Below are 19804 nucleotides of genomic sequence, written 5' to 3' on the forward strand. Positions count from 1 at the left end.
CAGGCACACCGACGGTGCCCCGGTGCATGGAAAACCCATGCCCACAAAAAACACCGGCGTGGCCAAGGCGGGCCACGCCGGTGTATGGTCAAGCGCGAAGCTTACTTGACAATGTTTTCACCGAACCACTTCTTGGAAATTTCAGCCGCAGCGCCGTCGGCCTTCATGTCCTTGAGCGCCTGATTGACCTTGCCCAGCAGCTCGGTGTCATCCTTGCGGAAGCCCACGCCGTAGTCTTCGGTGCCGAAGTTGTCTTCCAGCACGGTGTAGGTATCGGCCTTCTTGGCTACGTGAAAGCGCCCCACCACTTCGTCCACCACCACGGCGTCCAGACGGCCGGCTTCCAGGTCCATCAGCGCAGTGATGTTGTCACCGAACTGCTTGAATTCCTTGAAGGTCTTAAAGACCTCTTCTTCCTTCTTCATGGCATCCACGGCAGACGACGATTCCTGCACGCCCACAATCTTGCCTGCCAGACCGGCCTTATCCTTGATGTCAGAGCCAGCCTTGACGATGATGATCTGGCGGTTGGCCATGTAGGGGTCGGTGAAAGCGATGTGCTGCTTGCGCGACTCCAGGATGGTCAGCCCGTTCCACAGCACGTCGATGCGCTTGCCGTTCAGCTCGGCTTCCTTGGCGCTCCAGTCGATCGGCTTGAATTCCACTTCAATGCCCAGGCGCTTGGTGGCTTCACGGGCCATGTCGATGTCAAAACCGACCAGCTCGTTCTTCTCGTCGCGGAAACCCATGGGAGGGAAGTTGTCATCCAGGCCCACCACGATCTTGGTCACTGCAGCGGGTGCAGGCGCTGCTGCAGGAGCAGCCGAGGTGGCAACAGGTTCAGACTTGCCGCAAGCAGCGAGGATGGCGGTCAGGGCCAGCGATGCGAGAAGGGTGCGTTTTTTCATGGCTTCAAAGTTGAGGTGGAAAAACCGGTGTGGCCCACAGCACCAGCACCACGCGTAAACCCGCGCAGCTGTATGCCGCAATGGCCGAATCCGGTATTGTCGCGCAGACAAGCCCCGGTTGCTACCTGTGTGGGCCATAACCACGCATGCAAGCCACATGCCTGTGCCTTGGAGACACCTTTTGATGGCCGATACCGTTCTACCCGAGCCCCTGCTGCACGCCTACCGCGCCACCCATTACCGCGTTCAACCCTACGACTGGTTTTTACAGCTGGGGCAAGCCCAGCCTGCGTTGGCCGCCTTCTACCAGCGCCACGCCGTGCGCTGCGCCACCTACCTGACGGCCTGCAATCCGCTGGGAGAGTTGCTGCCCGATCACCTGAATGCACGCCGCATGGCCCAGCTGCGCGCCTCCTTGCAGCGCGCCGGCTGGTCGTGGCTGGACGGGCGTGGCCACGACCCCGAAGGCCACTGGCCCGGTGAAGACAGCGTGCTGGTGTGGGGTATGAGCGAGAGCACCGCCCGCGCCTGGGGGCAGCAATGGAACCAGAACGCCGTGGTCTGCTGCGGCACCGACATGGTGCCGCGCCTGGTGCTGCTGCGCTGACACCCGCTCACTGATTCATAGCTGCCCGCGCTCGTCTGCAGAACGTTTTAACGCGGAAAGCACTTCAACCTCTTGCCAGTCCTGCGCGTCCAACTCTCTTTTTTGCAGCATGCAAAAAGGCGCCCGCAGGCGCCTGAATGTGCATCTCCACAGGCCGTCCAGGGTGGACGGTGCGGTGGGCCACCAGGCACCCCCGACACCGCGCCCATGCGGCGCCCCCGGCCCGACGGTCAGCGGGGGAGCGTGCTGGCCCCCATCAGGAACTCGTCCACCGCGCGGGCAGCCTGGCGGCCTTCGCGGATGGCCCAGACCACCAGGGACTGGCCGCGGCGGATGTCACCGGCCGCAAACAGCTTGGGCACGCTCGTGGCGTAGCCGCCGAGCAGATCGGTCGAAGCCTTGACGTTGCCACGCGCATCCTTGTCCACGCCAAAGGCATCCAGCACGGTCTGCACGGGCGAGACGAAGCCCATGGCCAGGAACACCAGGTCAGCCTTGAGGATCTGCTCGGAACCGGGCACTTCCGTCATCTTGCCGTCCTTCCATTCCAGGCGCACGGTCTTCACGGCGGTCAGTTGACCCTTCTCACCGATGAATTCCTTGGTGCCGATGGCGAACTCGCGCTCGCAACCTTCCTGGTGGCTGGAGCTGGTACGCAGCTTCAGCGGCCAGTAGGGCCAGACCAGGGGCTTGTTCTCCTGCTCGGGCGGCATGGGCATCAGCTCCAGCTGGGTCACGCTGAGCGCGCCATGGCGGTTGGAGGTGCCCACGCAGTCGGAGCCGGTGTCGCCTCCGCCGATGACCACCACGTGCTTGCCGTCGGCGCGGATCTGGTTCTTCAGCTTGCCGTCGCGCGTCACCTTGTTTTGCTGGGGCAGGAACTCCATGGCGAAGTGCACGCCCTTGAGGTCCCGGCCGGGCACAGGCAGGTCGCGCGACTGCTCGGCACCGCCGGTCAGCAGCACGGCGTCGAACTCGGCCATCAGCGCCTCGGGGGCGATGGTTTCTTTGGCCCAGTTGGTGACCTTGCTGCCTTCACCCAGGCCGTCCTTGCCCGCCACCAGCACGCCGGTGCGAATCTTCAGGCCCTCGGCCACCAGCTGCTCGACGCGGCGGTCGATGTTGGCCTTGTCCAGCTTGAAGTCGGGGATGCCGTAGCGCAGCAGGCCGCCGACCTGGTCGTTCTTCTCAAACAGCGTCACGTCGTGGCCGGCGCGCACCAGTTGCTGGGCCGCCGCCAGACCCGCAGGGCCGGCGCCGACCACAGCCACCTTCTTGCCGCTCTGGGCCTTGGGCAGTTGGGGCTTGACCCAACCTTCTTCCCAGGCACGGTCGATGATGGCGTGCTCGATGGACTTGATGCCGATGGGCGCGTTGTTGATGTTCACCACGCAGGCCGCCTCGCAGGGCGCGGGGCAGATGCGGCCGGTGAACTCGGGGAAGTTGTTGGTGCTGTGCAGCACCTTGATCGCACTCTCCCAGTCACCGCGGTACACCAGGTCGTTGAAGTCCGGGATGATGTTGTTGATCGGGCAGCCGTTGTTGCAGAACGGCGTGCCGCAGTCCATGCAGCGCGCGCCCTGGATCTTGGCCTGTTCAGGGGTCAAGGCGATGACGAACTCTTTGTAGTTCTTCACGCGCTCGGCCACGGGCAGGTAGCCTTCTTCGATGCGTTCGTATTCCAGAAAACCGGTGGTCTTTCCCATGATGTCTATTCCTTCAATCTGTGTTCGCTTAAGCAGTGCCGGTGGCGGGCGGGGCCGCGCCACCGTTTCAGGCTGTGATTACTTCGCGGCTACTGCTTCTTTTTGAGGAGCTGCTGGCGCTTGCGCTGCTTGCTTTTCCTTTTGTTTGCGTTCATAGATTTCGCCCAGGGCACGCTGGTACTCGGTCGGGAACACCTTCACGAACTTGGCACGCGCGGCGCCCCAGTTGTCCAGCAGGTCACGGGCACGCTGGGAACCGGTCCAGCGGCTGTGTGCTTCCACCAGGGCACGCAGTTGCTGGTCGTCGCTCTGGTCGTGGTGCCAGATGCCGCGCGGCACGGTGGCCAGGAACTCTTCGTGGGGCAGCACCTTCTCCAGCTTCACGCTGGCGGTGTTGCAACGCTCGGCAAACTTGCCGTCTTCGTCGTACACATAGGCCACGCCGCCGCTCATGCCAGCCGCAAAGTTGCGGCCGGTCTTGCCCAGCACCACCACGGTGCCGCCAGTCATGTATTCGCAGCCGTGGTCGCCCACGCCTTCGACCACCGCCGTGGCGCCCGACAGGCGCACGGCAAACCGCTCGCCAGCCACGCCGCTGAAGAAGGCCTCGCCCCGGGTGGCACCGAACATCACGGTGTTGCCGACGATGGTGTTGGCCGTGGACACGCCGCGGAACTCATGGCTGGGGCGCACGATCACGCGACCGCCCGACAGGCCCTTGCCGGTGTAGTCGTTGGCCTCGCCGGTGATGTTCAGCGTGATGCCCTTGCACAGGAAGGCGCCGAACGACTGGCCGCCCGTGCCTTCGAAGTGGATGCGGATGGTGTCATCCGGCAGGCCCTCGGGGTGCACCTTGGTGACCGCACCCGACAGCATGGCGCCGACGGAACGGTTCACGTTCTTGGCCACTTCCATGATGCGCACCTTCTCGCCATGCTGGATGGCGGGCTGGCAGCGCTCGATCAGCTTCACGTCCAGCGCCTTGTCCAGCAGGTGGTCCTGCTTGTCGACGTGGTAGCGGGCCACATCGGCCGGCACGACCGGCTGGGCGAACAGGCGGCTGAAGTCCAGGCCCTGGGCCTTCCAGTGCTCGACGCCCTTGCGGGTGTCCAGCAGGTCGGTGCGGCCGATCAGCTCGTCGAACTTGCGGATGCCCAGCTGGGCCATGATTTGGCGCACTTCCTCGGCGATGAAGAAGAAGTAGTTCACGACATGCTCGGGCTTGCCGGTGAACTTCTTGCGCAGCACGGGGTCCTGCGTGGCCACGCCCACGGGGCAGGTGTTCAGGTGGCACTTGCGCATCATGATGCAGCCCTCGACCACCAGCGGTGCGGTGGCAAAGCCGAATTCGTCCGCACCCAGCAGCGCGCCGATCACCACGTCGCGGCCGGTCTTCATCTGGCCATCGGCCTGCACACGGATGCGGCCGCGCAGGCGGTTCAGCACCAGGGTCTGCTGGGTTTCGGCCAGACCGATTTCCCAGGGGCCACCCGCGTGCTTGATGGAGGACAGGGGCGAAGCACCGGTACCGCCGTCGTGACCGGCGATCACCACGTGGTCGCTCTTGCACTTGGCCACGCCGGCTGCCACCGTGCCCACGCCGACTTCGGACACCAGCTTGACAGAGATGTCGGCGTGCGGTGCCACGTTCTTCAGGTCGTGGATCAGCTGGGCCAGATCCTCGATGGAGTAGATGTCATGGTGGGGCGGGGGCGAAATCAGGCCCACGCCAGGCACCGAGTAACGCTGCATGCCGATGTAGTCGGTTACCTTGCCGCCGGGCAGCTGGCCGCCTTCACCGGGCTTGGCGCCCTGGGCCATCTTGATCTGGATCTGGTCGGAGGACACCAGGTACTCGGCGGTCACCCCGAAGCGGCCGGACGCCACCTGCTTGATGCGCGAGCGCAGGCTGTCACCGCCCTGCAGCACGATGTCGGACTCGACCTGCTCCTTGCCGATGATGGAGGCCAGGGACTCGCCCTGCTGGATCGGGATGCCCTTGAGCTCGTTGCGGTAGCGCTTGGGGTCTTCGCCGCCTTCACCGGTGTTGCTCTTGCCGCCGATGCGGTTCATGGCCACGGCCAGCGTGGCGTGGGCTTCGGTGGAGATCGAACCCAGCGACATGGCGCCGGTGGCGAAACGCTTGACGATCTCGGCCGCGGGTTCCACCTCGTCCACCGAGATGGCGGTGGACGGGTCGCTCTTGAACTCGAACAGGCCGCGCAGCGTCATGTGCTGCTTGCTCTGGTCGTTGATCAGCTGCGCGTATTCCTTGTAGGTGCTGAAGTTGTTCGAACGGGTCGAGTGCTGCAGCTTGGCAATCGCGTCGGGCGTCCACATGTGGGCTTCGCCACGGGCACGCCAGGCGTATTCGCCGCCAGCGTCCAGCATAGTTTCCAGCACCGGGTCGTCGCTGAAGGCGTTGACGTGGTTGCGGATGGTTTCCTCGGCGATCTCGAACACGCCGATGCCTTCCACGCGGCTGGCGGTGCCGGTGAAGTACTTGTCCACGGTGGCAGTGTTCAGGCCCACGCACTCGAACAGCTGCGCGCCGCAGTACGACATATAGGTGGACACACCCATCTTGGACATGATCTTGGACAGACCCTTGCCGATGGCTTTGACGTAGTGGTAGATGGCCTTCTTGGCATCCACGCCGCCCACGGGCTGCTGGTACATGTCGGCCAGGGTTTCCATGGCCAAGTAGGGGTGCACGGCTTCGGCGCCGTAACCCGCCAGCACCGCGAAGTGGTGGATTTCACGGGCCGTGCCGGTCTCCACCACCAGGCCGGTGGTGGTGCGCAGGCCTTCGCGCACCAGATGCTGGTGGATGGCGGACAGGGCCAGCAGCGCGGGGATGGCCACTTGCGTGGCGCTGACGTTGCGGTCGCTGACGATCAGGATGTTGGCGCCGCCCTTGATCTCGTCCACGGCCTGGGCGCACAGCGAGGCCAGCTTGGCTTCCACGCCCTCACGGCCCCACGACAGCGGGTAGGTGATGTCGATGGTCGCGCTCTTGAACTTGCCGTGGGTGTGCCGCTCAATCTCACGCAGCTTGGCCATGCCCTCGAAGTCGAGGATGGGCTGCTGCAGCTCCAGGCGCATCGGCGGGTTGACCTGGTTGATGTCCAGCAGGTTGGGCTTGGGGCCCACAAAGGACACCAGCGACATCACGATGGCTTCGCGGATGGGGTCGATCGGCGGGTTGGTCACCTGCGCGAACATCTGGCGGAAGTAGTTGTACAGCGGCTTGTTCTTGTCCGACAACACGGCCAGCGGGCTGTCGTTGCCCATGGAGCCCACCCCCTCTTCGCCGTTCTTGGCCATGGGTTCCAGGATGAACTTGATGTCCTCCTGGGTGAAGCCAAAGGCCTGCTGGCGCTCCAGCAGGGGCAGCTCGGCAGCCTTCGCGGGGGCCACGAAGTCAGCGGGCACTTCCACCTGGTCCAGCTTGATGCGCAGGTTCTCGATCCACTGCTTGTAGGGCTTGGTGTTGACGATGTTGGCCTTGAGCTCATCGTCCTCGATCATGCGGCCCTGCTCCAGGTCGATCAGCAACATCTTGCCGGGTTGCAGGCGCCACTTGCGCACGATCTTGCTGTCCGGCACGGGCAGCACGCCGGCTTCGGAGGCCAGGATCACTAGATCGTCTTCGGTCACCACATAGCGCGAAGGACGCAGGCCGTTGCGGTCCAGCGTGGCGCCGATCTGGCGGCCATCGGTGAACACGATGGAGGCGGGACCGTCCCAGGGTTCCATCATCGCGGCGTGGTACTCATAGAAGGCGCGGCGGCGCTCGTCCATAGCCTCGTGCTGCTCCCAGGGCTCGGGAATCATCATCATCACGGCCTGGCTGATGGGGTAGCCCGCCATCGTCAGCAGTTCCAGGCAGTTGTCGAAGGTGGCCGTGTCGGACTGGCCGGCAAAGCTGATGGGGTAGAGTTTTTGCAGGTCGTCGGCCAGCACGGGCGAGGCCATCACACCTTCGCGCGCCACCATCCAGTTGTAGTTGCCGCGCACGGTGTTGATTTCACCGTTGTGGGCTACATAGCGGTAGGGGTGGGCCAGCGGCCACTCGGGGAAGGTGTTGGTGGAGAAGCGCTGGTGCACCAGGCCGATGGCCGAGACGCAGCGCTGGTCGGCCAGATCCTTGTAGTACACGCCCACCTGGTCGGCCAGCAGCAAGCCCTTGTACACGACGGTACGGCTGCTCATGCTGGGCACGTAGTATTCCTTGCTGTGCTTCAGGCCCAGGTTCTGGATGGCCGCGCTGGCGGTCTTGCGGATCACGTACAGCTTGCGTTCCAGCGCGTCCTGCACGATCACGTCGTTGCCACGGCCGATGAACACCTGGCGCAAGATAGGTTCTTTTTCGCGCACGGTGGGCGACATGGGCATGTCGCGGTTCACGGGCACATCGCGCCAGCCCAGCAGCACCTGGCCTTCGGCCTTGATGGCGCGCTCCATCTCTTGCTGGCAGGCCAGAAGGGAGGCATGTTCCTTGGGCAGGAACACCATGCCCACACCGTACTCGCCAGCGGGGGGCAGCTCCACACCCTGCTTGGCCATCTCTTCGCGGTAGAGCTGATCGGGAATCTGGATCAGGATGCCTGCGCCATCCCCCATCAGCGGGTCAGCGCCCACGGCGCCACGGTGGTCGATGTTCTCGAGGATCTTCAGCGCGCCCAGCACGATGTCGTGGCGCTTCTCGCCCTTGATGTGGGCTACAAAACCCAAACCGCAGGCGTCGTGTTCATTGCTCTTGGCGTACAAGCCGTGTTCTTGGAGATGTGCAATTTCTGCAGCCGTAGTCATGGCGCTCATCCTCTAATTTCTATCGCAGGGACTCGCAGATTACGATCAAGCATCAACCTATGCAAGAAAATTTAATTGGGGTCAGATACTTAATTGTTTGCACCAAATTCAGTCAAGCCATCAATTGGGGACATATATAAAAACACCAATAAAATCAAATAACTCTAAAAACCAACCAAAAATAAGCACCAAACCGGTGCTGGAGTCCCGGAGCTTTATTCGGCTTTTTCGCCCTGCGCGCGTGCAGGGCGACCGGCTTTTTGGCGTTGCAAACGGCGCTCGGTGCCACTTTTCAGCCCTTCGATAAAGCCCTCAGAGCCCAGCACCCACCCTTTGAGTGCGGCCCCCAGCACCACTTCTTGCAGGTCGGCGCTGGCACCACGGTCTAGCATCGTGGCGTAAGCCGCTTCCCGCGCAAAAGGGGTGTCCCCCAAACGCCAGTACGCCGGGTGCAGGCGTACCATGCCATCCACCTGTGCGCCCGCGTTGTGACGTGCGCTGCTCCAGCCATAGTCCACGGCACGCCCTGTCAGGCCATGCGCTACGGCCTGGTGCTCCAGCACCACCATGGCAGGCAGCAACCAGGCTTGCGCCTCCAGCACCGTGGCGCGATAGCGCCCTTCCCACAGCGTGCCGCTGCGCCCGTGGCGGTTGTTAAAGGTGCGCACATAGGTGCGCCCGACCGATTGCATGAACTGTGGCAGGCTCTGTGCCGTCTGCGGTGTCAGCAACAGATGCAACTGGTTGGGCAACAAGATAAAAGCGTGAATCTCTACGCCAAAGCGCCGCCCCATTTCACGCAGCAAATCTTTCATGCTGGCGTAGTCCTGCCCATCCACAAAAATGGCTTGCAAGTTGTTGCCACGCTGCACCACGTAGTGCGGCTGGCCGGGAATGGTCAAGCGGGGAAGGCGGGCCATGGAGACATGTTCAAGGGCGGGATGCGCAATTATCGGCGCGCCGTGCGCAGCAGTTGCGACACCCCCTGCGCCGTGCGCAGCAAGGGCGGCACAATGCGCGCCTGCATTTCTTCGGCATTGGTGCGGTTGGCTTGGCCAGACACATTGATGGCCGCCACCACCTGCCCTTGCGCGTTGAACAGCGGCGCTGCCACCGAGATCAAGCCCTCTTCCAACTCTTGGTTGATCAGCGCCCAGCCTTGGCTGCGCACCTGCGCAATCGCTTGCAGCAGCGCCTCGTCTTCCAGCAGGGTGTAGCGCGTAAAAGCCTCACGCGGGCGCATGGCCATCAGCGCCTGCAACTTATCGTCCGGCAACCCTGCCAGCAGCACCCGGCCCATGGAGGTCCAGAACGCCGGCAAACGCGAACCTAAACCCAAGTTGGTGCTCATGATTTTGTGTGTATGCACTCGGGCCACATACACCACATCCAAACCGTCCAGCACCGCCGCAGAACACGACTCCTGCACCGAATCGGCCAGCGTTTCCATCAGCGGGGTGGCCAGATTCCACAGGGGCTGCGAGCTCAGATAGGCAAAGCCCAAATCCAGAATGCGCGGCGTCAGCGCAAAGTATTTGCCATCCCCTTCCACATAGCCCAGCGTTTGCAGCGTCAACAAAATGCGCCGAGCCCCCGCGCGGGTCAGCCCGGTGCGGCTGGCCACCTCACTCAGCGTTTGCGAGGGCGCGTCTGCACTGAACGAGCGAATCACCTCCAAGCCGCGCGCGAATGACTGCACATAACTGTCGCCGGGCTTGTTTTCTGCCGATGGCTGCCCTTCTGTTTCGAGGCTCGGGGTTTTCCCTGATGTGGTTTCTACAGCTGATTTTTGGGCGATCCCATTCATATAATTCTTTCAGCGAACATTTGTTCTTATAGCGAACATTTTAGCAAAGCCTTTTGCTTTGCAACAAGTCCCGCAGGAAAGCAAACGCATGATCAACAAAATCACCGACACGGTTGCACAAGCCTTGTCCGGTATTCAAGACGGCGCCACCGTACTCATCGGTGGCTTTGGCACTTCCGGCAACCCGGTGGAACTCATTGACGGCCTGATCGCCCACGGCGCACGCGACCTGACGATTGTGAACAACAACGCGGGCAATGGCGAATCCGGTCTGGCCGCCTTGCTCAAGAGCGGTCAGGTGCGCAAGATCATCTGCAGCTTCCCGCGCCAGGTCGACAGCTGGGTGTTTGACGAGCTGTACCGCAGCGGCAAGATCGAGCTGGAGCTGGTGCCCCAGGGCAATCTGGCCGAGCGCATGCGCGCCGCTGGCGCTGGCATTGGCGCGTTCTTTTGCCCCACGGCCTACGGCACGGAATTGGCAGAAGGCAAGGAAACCCGCGAAATCAACGGCAAGCACTATGTGCTGGAGTACCCCATCTACGGCGACGTGGCCCTCATCAAGGCCGAGCAAGGCGACCGCTGGGGCAACCTGACCTACCGCAAATCGGCGCGCAACTTTGGCCCCGTGATGGCCACTGCGGCCAAATTCACCGTGGCCACCGTGCACGAAGTGGTGGAGCTGGGCCAGCTGGACCCCGAAGCCATCGTCACCCCCGGCATCTATGTCAGCAAGGTGGTGCCGATTGAACGTGTTGCCACGCAAGCTGGCGGCTTTAAGAAATCTGCCTAAAAACAGTTCAAGCGCAGGAGTATCAAGCGTGAGCAGCTATCAAAAGCGTACCAAAGACGAACTGGCACAACGCATTGCCCAAGACATTCCCGACGGCTCCTATGTGAACCTCGGCATTGGCATGCCCACCAAGGTGGCCAACCACATTCCCGCCGACCGCGAGATCGTGCTGCAGTCGGAAAACGGCATCCTCGGCATGGGCCCCGCCCCTGAAGCAGGCCAGGAAGACTATGACCTGACCAACGCGGGCAAGCAGCCCGTGACGCTGCTGCCCGGTGGCAGCTATTTCCACCACGCCGACAGCTTTGCCATGATGCGCGGCGGCCACCTGGACATCTGTGTGCTGGGCGCCTTCCAGGTGTCGGCCACGGGCGATCTGGCCAACTGGAGCACGGGTGAGCCCGGCGCCATCCCCGCCGTGGGCGGCGCCATGGACCTGGCCGTGGGCGCCAAGAGCACCTGGGTGATGATGGATTTGATGACCAAGATCGGCGAATGCAAGGTCGTGAAGCAGTGCAGCTACCCGCTGACCGGGCTGGCCTGCGTCAAGCGCATCTACACCGAGCTGTGCACGCTGGAGTGCACGCCCCAGGGCCTGCGCCTGATCGACATCGTGGATGGCCTCAGCCATGCCGAGCTGGAAAGCATGGTGGGCCTGCCCATCGCGGCCCCAGCCAACGCCTAAAGCAATATCAATGAAATATGGCTCTAGCGCTTATTCATCAAGCGCCAGCAGCTCCTCTTTTTAAAACGCTGGGTATCTGCCCAGCGCGCCCCGGAGACACACCATGAGCACTGCACCCGAAGCTTTCATCTGCGACGCCATCCGCACCCCCTTTGGCCGTTACGGCGGCGCACTGTCCAGCGTGCGCGCGGACGACCTGGGCGCGCTGCCCATCAAGGCCCTGATGGAGCGCAACCCCGGCGTGGACTGGGCTGCCGTGGACGACGTGCTGTACGGCAATGCCAACCAAGCCGGTGAAGACAACCGCAACGTGGCCCGCATGTCCAGCCTGCTGGCCGGTCTGCCGATTGATGTGCCCGGCGCCACCATCAATCGCCTGTGCGGCTCGGGTCTGGACGCCGTGGGCTCGGCCGCGCGTGCCATCAAGTCCGGCGAAGCCCGCCTGATGATTGCCGGTGGTGTGGAATCCATGAGCCGCGCCCCCTTTGTCATGCCCAAGGCCGAAACCGCCTTCAGCCGCAACAACGCGGTGTATGACACCACCATCGGCTGGCGCTTTGTGAACAAGCTGATGAAGGCGCAGTACGGCGTGGACTCCATGCCCGAAACGGCCGAGAACGTGGCCGACGACTTCAAGATCGAGCGTGAAGCGCAAGACCGCATGGCCCTGGCTTCCCAGCAAAAGGCGGCTGCCGCGATTGCGGCCGGTTATTTGGCCCAGGAAATCGTCAACGTCACCATCCCTCAAAAGAAGGGCGACGCGATTGTGGTGAGCCAGGACGAGCACCCCCGTGCCACCACACTGGAAGCGCTGGCCAAGCTCAAAGGCGTGGTGCGCCCTGACGGCACCGTGACCGCTGGCAATGCGTCTGGCGTGAACGACGGCGCCTGCGCCCTGCTGCTGGCCAATGCCGAAGCCGCCCAGCAATACAACCTGGTGCCCCGCGCCCGCGTGGTGGGCATGGCGACTGCCGGTGTGGCCCCCCGCATCATGGGCTTTGGCCCTGCCCCCGCCGTGCGCAAGGTGCTGGCCCAGACCGGCCTGAGCCTGGCCGACATGGACGTGATTGAGCTGAACGAAGCCTTTGCCGCCCAAGGCCTGGCCGTGCTGCGCGACCTGGGCATTGCCGACAACGACCCACGCGTGAACCAGTGGGGCGGCGCCATCGCTCTGGGCCACCCCCTGGGGGCATCGGGTGCGCGCCTGGCCACCACGGCCGTGAACCAGCTGCACACGCTGGGTGGCCGCTACGCGCTGTGCACCATGTGCATCGGCGTGGGCCAGGGCATTGCCGTGATCCTCGAAAAGGTCTGAAAACCTTTTCACCAGCAGGTGTAGGGGCCCAGGCCCCTAGCTACTTCGCTGCCTCGGATGACCGTGCCACGCATGCCCGGCCACCAACACACCCCGGACTCCTACAACGCGCACCCGCAGGGTGTGCACGGGTGTGGCTTCACCACCAAACATCTATTTTCAAGGAGACGTTGATGTTGACTCTCAAGACATTCACTCGCCGCACTGGTATCAAAACTTTGGCCGCCGCCGCATTGCTGGCCACCGGCGTGGGCGCCGCCGTGGCCCAAGACGGCTACCCCAACAAGCCTTTGACCATGGTGGTGCCCTTCTCTGCAGGTGGCACCACGGACATCCTGGCACGCATCGTGGGCCAAGCACTGGGCCAAGAGCTGGGCCAGACCATCATCATTGAGAACAAGCCAGGTGCAGGCGGCAACATTGGCGCGCAGCAAGCAGCCCGCGCCAAGGCCGATGGCTACACCTTGTTCATGGGCACCGTGGGCACGCACGCCATCAACCAGGCGCTGTACAAAAAGCTGCCTTATGACCCCATCAAGGATTTCACACCGCTGAGCCGTGTGGCGAATGTGCCCAACCTGCTGGTGGCGCACCCCAGCCGCCCCTACAAGACCGTCAAGGAGATGATCGAGTACGGCAAGAAGCACCCCAATGAGATCACGTACGGCTCCCCCGGTTCTGGCGCATCGCCCCACGTGTCGGGCGCGCTGTTCCAAAGCATGACCGGCGTTGAGTTGACCCACGTGCCTTACAAAGGCAGCGCTCCGGCTATTTCTGACCTGCTGGGCAACCAGATCGCCGTAATGTTTGACAACATGCCTTCGGCCATCCAGCACGTGCGTTCGGGCAAGTTGCGCCCCATCGCGGTGACCACGGCCAAGCGCTCGCCCGAGCTGCCCGATGTGCCCACCATCGCCGAAGCGGGTGTACCCGGCTATGAAGCCACTTCGTGGTTTGGCCTGTGGTCGGTGGCTGGCACGCCCCAACCCGTTCTGGACAAGCTGCACGCCAGCCTGACCAAGGTGCTCAAGGACCCCGCCGTATCCAAGAAGATTGCGGACCAAGGTGGTGAAGTGGTCATCGAAACGCCCGCCCAATTTGACGCTTTCATCAAGTCGGAAGCAGCCAAGTGGGGCAAGGTGGTGAAAGAGTCTGGCGCAGAGGTTTAAGCGCCCGGCCGGCGGCCAGCAGGCCGTCGTTGAATCTCCTCCCTTTTGATCGCCGATGTGCCTTGCGCCATCGGCGTTTTTTATGTGATAGCAGCCAGCGCTTGATTATTCAGCGTTTCAGATATGAATCAATCTAAAATGCTTTCTGCACCAGCGCCAGCAGCTATCTTTTTACCCAGCCATCACCAGCAAACTGGCGCCCTTGAAGCGCAACCAATCTGCGGCATTGGACGGCACCGCGTCGGTAATCAACACGCTGGCGTGCTGGTCTTGCGCCGTGCTCATCATGGCTTCGAGCAGATGCCGCCCCCCCATGTTGGCCATGGCTTGCTCCGCAAAAAGCCCGCCCAGCTTCACATACTGCAGCTGTAACTTGGGCAGTTGCACCAGCGCCTTGGGTGCCTGATCCAGGCGGCGCAGCCCCACACTCGCCCCGGCCTGTGTGACCACTTCGCAAAATTGCAGTGCCTTGAGCGGGGCCACTTCCAGCGCAAAAGCATCCAACTCCAAAGTCAGCTGTGGCAATACCTCGCACCAACCTTTCGCCTGCAGTTGAGCGCTGAGCCGCTCCAGAAAATCGCCCTGTTCCAGCGATGGCTGTGAAATACGCACCACCAAATGGTGCTTGGGCTGCAATGCCAGCCACTGCAAGCCCAGTTGCACCGCTTTCAGGTCGTATTCGGCCGACAAGCCCAAACGCACCGCCGCAGGCAAAAACAATGCGGCACCCATCGTTTTGCCACCCGCCTCATGCAGCTCCAGCCCCGCTTCATGCAGCACCCGTGTATCCACCAGGGATGCATAGGTCGCAGCCTGCACCGCCACGCTCAACCGATCGGCGTGCTGCAAAGCTTGGCCCAACGTCGTTTGCCACTGGCCTTCTCCAGGCTGGTGGATGGCGTGGCCCGCTACGCTGGGTTCGGCATATTCCACCTCGCCATGCCCTGCACTTTCGGCCTGCATCAGGCCTTGGTCCAGCCGCGACAGCACATCCCCGATGTGGTCACTATCCATATAGGCAGTGAGCGAAAAAGCGTTGCGCGACCACTGACCATCGTCAAGACGCAAGCGCAGTGACTGCAGCAGTTGGCGCAGTTGCTGCACCTCTTGCATCACCGACATGCCCGTCATTTGGGGGAACAGCACGGCAAAGTCACTGCCGTTCAAGCGGGCAATTTGCACCTGCTGCAGTCCACGTGTGCGCAGCTGTTCACGCAATTGCTGCGCAATACCGCGCAGCCATTCGTCCACTTGCTCTCGGGGGCGCGTGCTGTTGAGCGCCTGCAGGTCACGCAGCCGCATCAGCAACACATGGCCATGCGTCTGCCCGCCCATTTGCAAGGCCTTTTTCAGCTCGTTCACAAAGTATTTACGGTTGGGCAACTGGGTGATGGCGTCGGAATTGGTCTCCAACTCCAGGCTTTCAATGCGATCCCGCTGTGCCCTGTCTTTTTGTTGCACACGTGAGCGTGCATCGTGAATCGCCGTAGCAACGCCCGCCAGCTCAGGCACCTGCGGCACTTGCACTGCAGCATCGGCCTCGTCCGCACCAATGCGCATTACTTCGCTCTCCACGGAGTCTTTGAGCACACGCTTGAACCAACGCAGCAGCAGCCCGACAAAGCAAGCCCACGCCAATCCAGCACCCACGATCAGCGCCGTCATCTTCAAGCTGCTGTGCCACAGCACTTGCTGAGCCACTTGGTTGTCCACCGTGACCGCGACCCGACCCAACTGGTTCCAACCATTGCTGACCGTACGTTCCGAATGAGCGCGTGGTACAGGCATAAGGCGCTGAAACCAGCCCGGCACCTGTGCCGCAGCGCTGGATGCTGCCTGCTGGCGCTCAAACACCAGCACGCCCTCTGGCGAGAGCATGCGCACAGACTCAAATTGCCCCGTATCAAACAATGCAGACATCAGCAGCTCTTGCATGGCAGGGTCTTGGCTGGCAGGCTGTGACAAAGACAGTGCCAAGGCAGTGATCGCGTTCTCACTTTGACTTTGCAATTGCTCGCTCAGATAACTCCGTGCACCGCTCAAGTTCAGCGCCAACGTACCCGCCAAAATACCCAGCAAAGCGAGCGACAGGCTGAGCAACAATTGCCGCAGCAACGACATGGACTTCATCTTCATATTTCAAACCCTTCTTGGCGCATGCGCACCAACAGGTTTTGCCAACGGTTGATACGCTCGGAAGAAGCCGAACGCGCGCCGTTGACGTAGACCGCCTCAGCATCAAAACTAAAAACAGGAGTCAGGTCTGTCCGCTGGCTGGCTTTTTGGATGCCTGGCACCAAGTTATCAAGCACCAGCGGATCCGCCTGCGGGGTTGCATAAAAGCCGAGCACCATGTGCGCAACGCTCTGGGTGCTGCCCAGCCCGCCGACACGCGCACGCACATAGATAAAGCGCATCTGCCGCCCTGGCATCCCCAGCCGAATCAAAGAGAAGTACTTGCCAATGACGAAATCCTCACAGTCACCACTTCCTTTACCCAAGCTCTCCAGCGGCGTTGCCCAGTAATCGGCTTCATGCCAGATGTTCTGATCCACCCCCGCCAGAACATTCACATTCCAGAAGTCATTGATTGCCACCAACTGCTGGGGCGGGTTTTCTGCTTGCTGCGCTTGCAAGAGCCGCAGCCAAGCCTGCAGCCGCCGCACACCAGCCTCGCCATAGCGCGATGCCATCTGGCTGTGCAGCAGCGATTCATCCCAGGCCTGCGCGCCGCGGAATGCCCAGCACCCAGCCAGCGCCGCTCCAGCGGCCAACAGCCAAGCCCGCCGTGACAGCCCACCGCCACCGCACTGCTGCCGCTGAGAGGAAAACCCCGGCCAGAACAAATCATCACTCCCTGTTGAAAACCAAGGTGCTGCCCTGCACCCCTGCCCACCTTTATCAGGGAGCACCCAAAGCCAACGCATCGACACCGCCCGCAGGCATTGTGCGGCACAACGCCGCTGCCGCCCCCAAGCGCACCCACCCCATGCACCCACCCAAAGAGACAAGGCGCAGGCACTTGCATGCATGCGCCTTGTGGCCAAAGGCCCCGGGAACAAGCCCCGGGGTAGAGCGGGGCTTAGATGGGCTTAGCTGTGATTACCGTCCATGGTGATCTTGCCGGCCTGGATCAATTGCTTGATCAGTGCGTTTTGGTCTGCCGAAGTATCGACCGCAGCGCCATCCACCAAATCCACGTCCTTGAGCACGATAGCCTGATTGAAGTTGCTGCCGTCAGCTTCCAGGTTGCCGTCTGTCGAGATTTTGACCACGGTGTCGCCCTGGCCGTTGTTTTCGACATGCAGGAACTTGCTCAGGTCGGTTGCATCTTCCTCACCCACCAGCAACTCGTTGAGCACCAGCACATCCTTGCCATCGCCGGTGGTGGTGCCCTGCGTGGTGGCCGTGCCGAAGTCCATGATGGTGTCCACTGCCGGCGTATCCACCGTGCCTTCGTCACCCAGCAGCCAGATGAACTTGTCATCGCCTGTGCCGCCGTACAGCGTGTCGTCACCCTTGCCGCCCACCAGCTCGTCATCGCCACCCTGGCCGTAGAGGATGTCGTTACCATCACCGCCATACAGCTCATCCTTGCCGCCGTGGGTATCGCCAGCCACGTTGAAGATGGCATGGTTCTGCGTGATGTAGTCATGCAGTTCGGCATCCGTCGGTGCATGACCGAGCTTGAGCTGCAAAAATTCCTTGAGCGCCTCCAAACCGATCTTGTTGAAATTGGCAGGCACGGCGGGGTTGCCGTTCACGCCCCATTGCAGGTTGCTCGTGTTGATGGCATCGCCAAAGATGATGTCATTACCGTCACCACCTTGAACCACGTCATCGCCCACAGGTGCGGGTTTCGTGGTACTGCCGCCGCCAACCAGCGCAGCCTCCAAATCTGCTGGATCTGTCACAACCTGGGATTGCCCTATGCTGATCGTCTTATAGATGCGAATGTCGTCAATGGTGACATAGGCACCGCCGTTACCGTTGCGGTCATTCACCTCAAACTGCAGCAGATAATCGCCAGGCCCTTGGTGCGCGGTCGTCACAGTTCCGGTGTTAGTCCCAGAAACTGCAACCACCCATGCCCCAACGCCGTTATCGGCGGAAGCATCCCACTTCAACAATCGCCATGTAAAAGTGTCACTGTTACTCCCACTGCTAACCCACGAGCCGCCCGTCGATGCAGTGAACCGGAAAAATGCCCCCTGGCTATCGGTTACGGTCATCTTGTGCGTATCCGCCATTGTGACGGTAGAGGACTGGGCTGTACTGGCATCAGTGTCAGTCACGCGCATCGCATTGCTATTTTTGGAAGCACTGCCACTTCCCGTATGCACCCAATTGCTCACATTGTTAACACCGGTGTTGCTGTCGAACGTGGCATGCGCTCCGTACCTATCGGTGTCGATAGTTACACTTTGCACATCGGTGTTGTCATAACGATTCAGCGTGCTCTGCGAGATGCCGCTTCCGATGCCAATACCATGTACCACACTGGCGCTGCTCAACGCATCAAATGCATTATTCCGGTTGATTTCATTGTCATTGGGTGCGCCATCCGTCAGGAAGAATGTCAAATTCTCATAGTCCTCATAATCACTATTGTTGCCCATAGTGGAAAACCAGTTATTGGCCGTAGTAAATGCAGAGCCATAAGGCGTATTACCACTGGCCGACAAATTGGTGATGGCATCCAAAATGCTATCGATATTGTCTTCATTCAGACCTTCAATCGAAATCCTGTTGGTGCTGCTGGTTCCACTGAAAGTGATCAACGTCAGGTTAATGTCGCCATCATGCTCCAGCAATTGATTTTCGATCAATGCCTTCAGCGAAGCCTTGGCCGTATCCAGACGAGTGGGGCGATTATCTGACTGCCACGGCCAAGTCGGCGCCCCGGGGCCCCACTTGTCATTCATCGAGCCCGACAGATCAAGCACCAACGCAATGTTGTAGCTGGTGCCAGACACCACGTTCTGGGTCAGCCCCCCCTGGTCGCCCAGCAGCACGTCATTACCTTCGCCGCCCTTAATGGGGTCGGTGCTGGTACTGCTCGTATTGCCACCGCTGACAAACTGATCCACGGTCACCGTGAAGGTATGCGTCGCTGACGCATCCACGCCGCCATTCTCCGTACCGCCCACATCCTTCACGTGGAATTTGAACGAAAACTCTGCGTTCTCGCCTGGGTTGTTGCCCGCCGTGAACACCAGCTTGCCAGCCTGCAGATCGGCCAAGCTGACCGCCGTGCCCGCCGCAACAGCGCTGCCATTCAAGGACAGCACGCCGCCTGCTGGCAGTGTCTCAATGACGACCGACTGCATGGCATCGCCTTCCACCACATCCGCAAAAGCAAAGTCGTCTATGTCGAAGACATAGATATTGCCCTCTGTGACATGGGCGGAAGCATCCTCCGACGTGGGCGCATCATTGACAGGCAGCACATCGATATTCAGTGTCGATGTCGACGTAGTCGTGCCATCCGACACCACATAAGAAACCGTCGGAACCACACCATTCCAGTTAGCCACAGGCGTGAACACGTACCCGCCATTCCCGCCAATGGTGAGGGTACCGACGTTGGCGATGGTTGCCTCCACGCCCGCCGCATAGGCCGTGCCATTCACCGTGAACTCTGTGACCGTCAGCGCATCGCCCTCCGCGTCCGTCGCGCCAGTCAGCACATTGCCGATGGCAGTGCCGTCTTCCAGGATTGTCTGGATGTGCGGCTGCAGCACAGGGGCGTCGTTGGTGCCGGTGATGGTGAACTTCACATCTGCTGAGGCCGTGTCGCCATCCTTGTCCGTCAGCATGTAGCCCAGCGTAACGCTGATCGACTCTCCGTCCTCGAGGGCCTGCGTGGCAGGCTTGCTGTTGTCCAGCGTGAAGCTCCAGGTGCCGTCGGTGGTGCTTTGCGTCAGCGTGCCGTAGTTGGTCAGATCGACTGCCGTTGCACCCAGCATGGCTGTCACAGTGCCCCAGGTCACGCTGCCTGT

13 protein-coding genes are annotated in these 19804 nt (G+C 61.6%); 5 read left to right on the top strand and 8 right to left on the bottom strand.

Annotated elements, in window-relative coordinates:
• Positions 1-101: 101 nt before the first annotated feature.
• Entirely contained in the window at positions 102-908 is an 807-nt protein-coding gene (locus QEP12_RS09845) for an amino acid ABC transporter substrate-binding protein (protein WP_219163709.1), read from the bottom strand.
• Between the two features lie 184 nt (positions 909-1092).
• Here QEP12_RS09845 and QEP12_RS09850 point away from each other — a divergent pair, with 184 nt between their 5' ends.
• A complete protein-coding gene (locus tag QEP12_RS09850) occupies positions 1093-1515 on the top strand; it encodes a DUF3293 domain-containing protein (protein WP_174862946.1) in 423 nt (140 codons plus the stop codon).
• Positions 1516-1745: 230 nt separating this feature from the next.
• Here QEP12_RS09850 and QEP12_RS09855 read toward each other — a convergent pair whose 3' ends face one another.
• The 4 genes from QEP12_RS09855 to QEP12_RS09870 all read right to left on the bottom strand — a co-directional run bounded on the left by QEP12_RS09855 (position 1746) and on the right by QEP12_RS09870 (position 9843).
• A complete protein-coding gene (locus QEP12_RS09855; RefSeq protein ID WP_284214115.1) occupies positions 1746-3221 on the bottom strand; it encodes a glutamate synthase subunit beta in 1476 nt (491 codons plus the stop codon).
• Between the two features lie 78 nt (positions 3222-3299).
• Complete coding sequence (locus QEP12_RS09860; RefSeq protein WP_284214116.1) at positions 3300-8036, bottom strand: glutamate synthase-related protein; 4737 nt, start codon at positions 8034-8036, stop codon at positions 3300-3302.
• Positions 8037-8251: 215 nt separating this feature from the next.
• A complete protein-coding gene (locus QEP12_RS09865) occupies positions 8252-8956 on the bottom strand; it encodes a transposase (RefSeq protein WP_219163705.1) in 705 nt (234 codons plus the stop codon).
• Positions 8957-8985: 29 nt separating this feature from the next.
• The gene (locus QEP12_RS09870; protein WP_284214117.1) at positions 8986-9843 is read right to left on the bottom strand and encodes an IclR family transcriptional regulator; all 858 of its coding nucleotides are present in this window, start codon (positions 9841-9843) and stop codon (positions 8986-8988) included.
• 88 nt (positions 9844-9931) lie between these two features.
• Here QEP12_RS09870 and QEP12_RS09875 point away from each other — a divergent pair, with 88 nt between their 5' ends.
• From QEP12_RS09875 to QEP12_RS09890, 4 genes are all read left to right on the top strand, one after another.
• Positions 9932-10633: a 3-oxoacid CoA-transferase subunit A gene (locus tag QEP12_RS09875; protein ID WP_174862945.1), complete on the top strand. Its 702-nt coding sequence runs from the start codon at positions 9932-9934 to the stop codon at positions 10631-10633.
• Positions 10634-10661: 28 nt separating this feature from the next.
• A complete protein-coding gene (locus QEP12_RS09880; RefSeq protein ID WP_284214119.1) occupies positions 10662-11318 on the top strand; it encodes a 3-oxoacid CoA-transferase subunit B in 657 nt (218 codons plus the stop codon).
• Between the two features lie 103 nt (positions 11319-11421).
• Complete coding sequence (gene pcaF / locus QEP12_RS09885) at positions 11422-12633, top strand: 3-oxoadipyl-CoA thiolase (protein WP_284214120.1); 1212 nt, start codon at positions 11422-11424, stop codon at positions 12631-12633.
• Positions 12634-12806: 173 nt separating this feature from the next.
• Complete coding sequence (locus QEP12_RS09890; protein ID WP_284214121.1) at positions 12807-13802, top strand: Bug family tripartite tricarboxylate transporter substrate binding protein; 996 nt, start codon at positions 12807-12809, stop codon at positions 13800-13802.
• A gap of 171 nt (positions 13803-13973) precedes the next feature.
• On the opposite strand, the gene QEP12_RS09895 is transcribed toward QEP12_RS09890, so the two are convergent.
• The 3 genes from QEP12_RS09895 to QEP12_RS09905 form a co-directional block, all read right to left on the bottom strand.
• Entirely contained in the window at positions 13974-15938 is a 1965-nt protein-coding gene (locus QEP12_RS09895; RefSeq protein WP_284214122.1) for a bifunctional diguanylate cyclase/phosphodiesterase, read from the bottom strand.
• Positions 15935-16579, bottom strand: coding sequence for a transglutaminase-like cysteine peptidase (locus QEP12_RS09900; RefSeq protein ID WP_284214126.1), 645 nt, complete (start codon positions 16577-16579; stop codon positions 15935-15937). Before QEP12_RS09900 ends, QEP12_RS09895 begins: the two co-directional genes overlap by 4 nt.
• Before the next feature lie 315 nt (positions 16580-16894).
• Positions 16895-19804 (bottom strand): cadherin-like domain-containing protein (locus QEP12_RS09905; protein WP_284214123.1); only part of this gene is annotated, 2910 nt, incomplete at its 5' end.

The sequence above is a fragment of the Comamonas jiangduensis genome, assembly GCF_030162955.1.
In the GTDB taxonomy this organism is placed as follows: domain Bacteria; phylum Pseudomonadota; class Gammaproteobacteria; order Burkholderiales; family Burkholderiaceae_C; genus Comamonas; species Comamonas jiangduensis.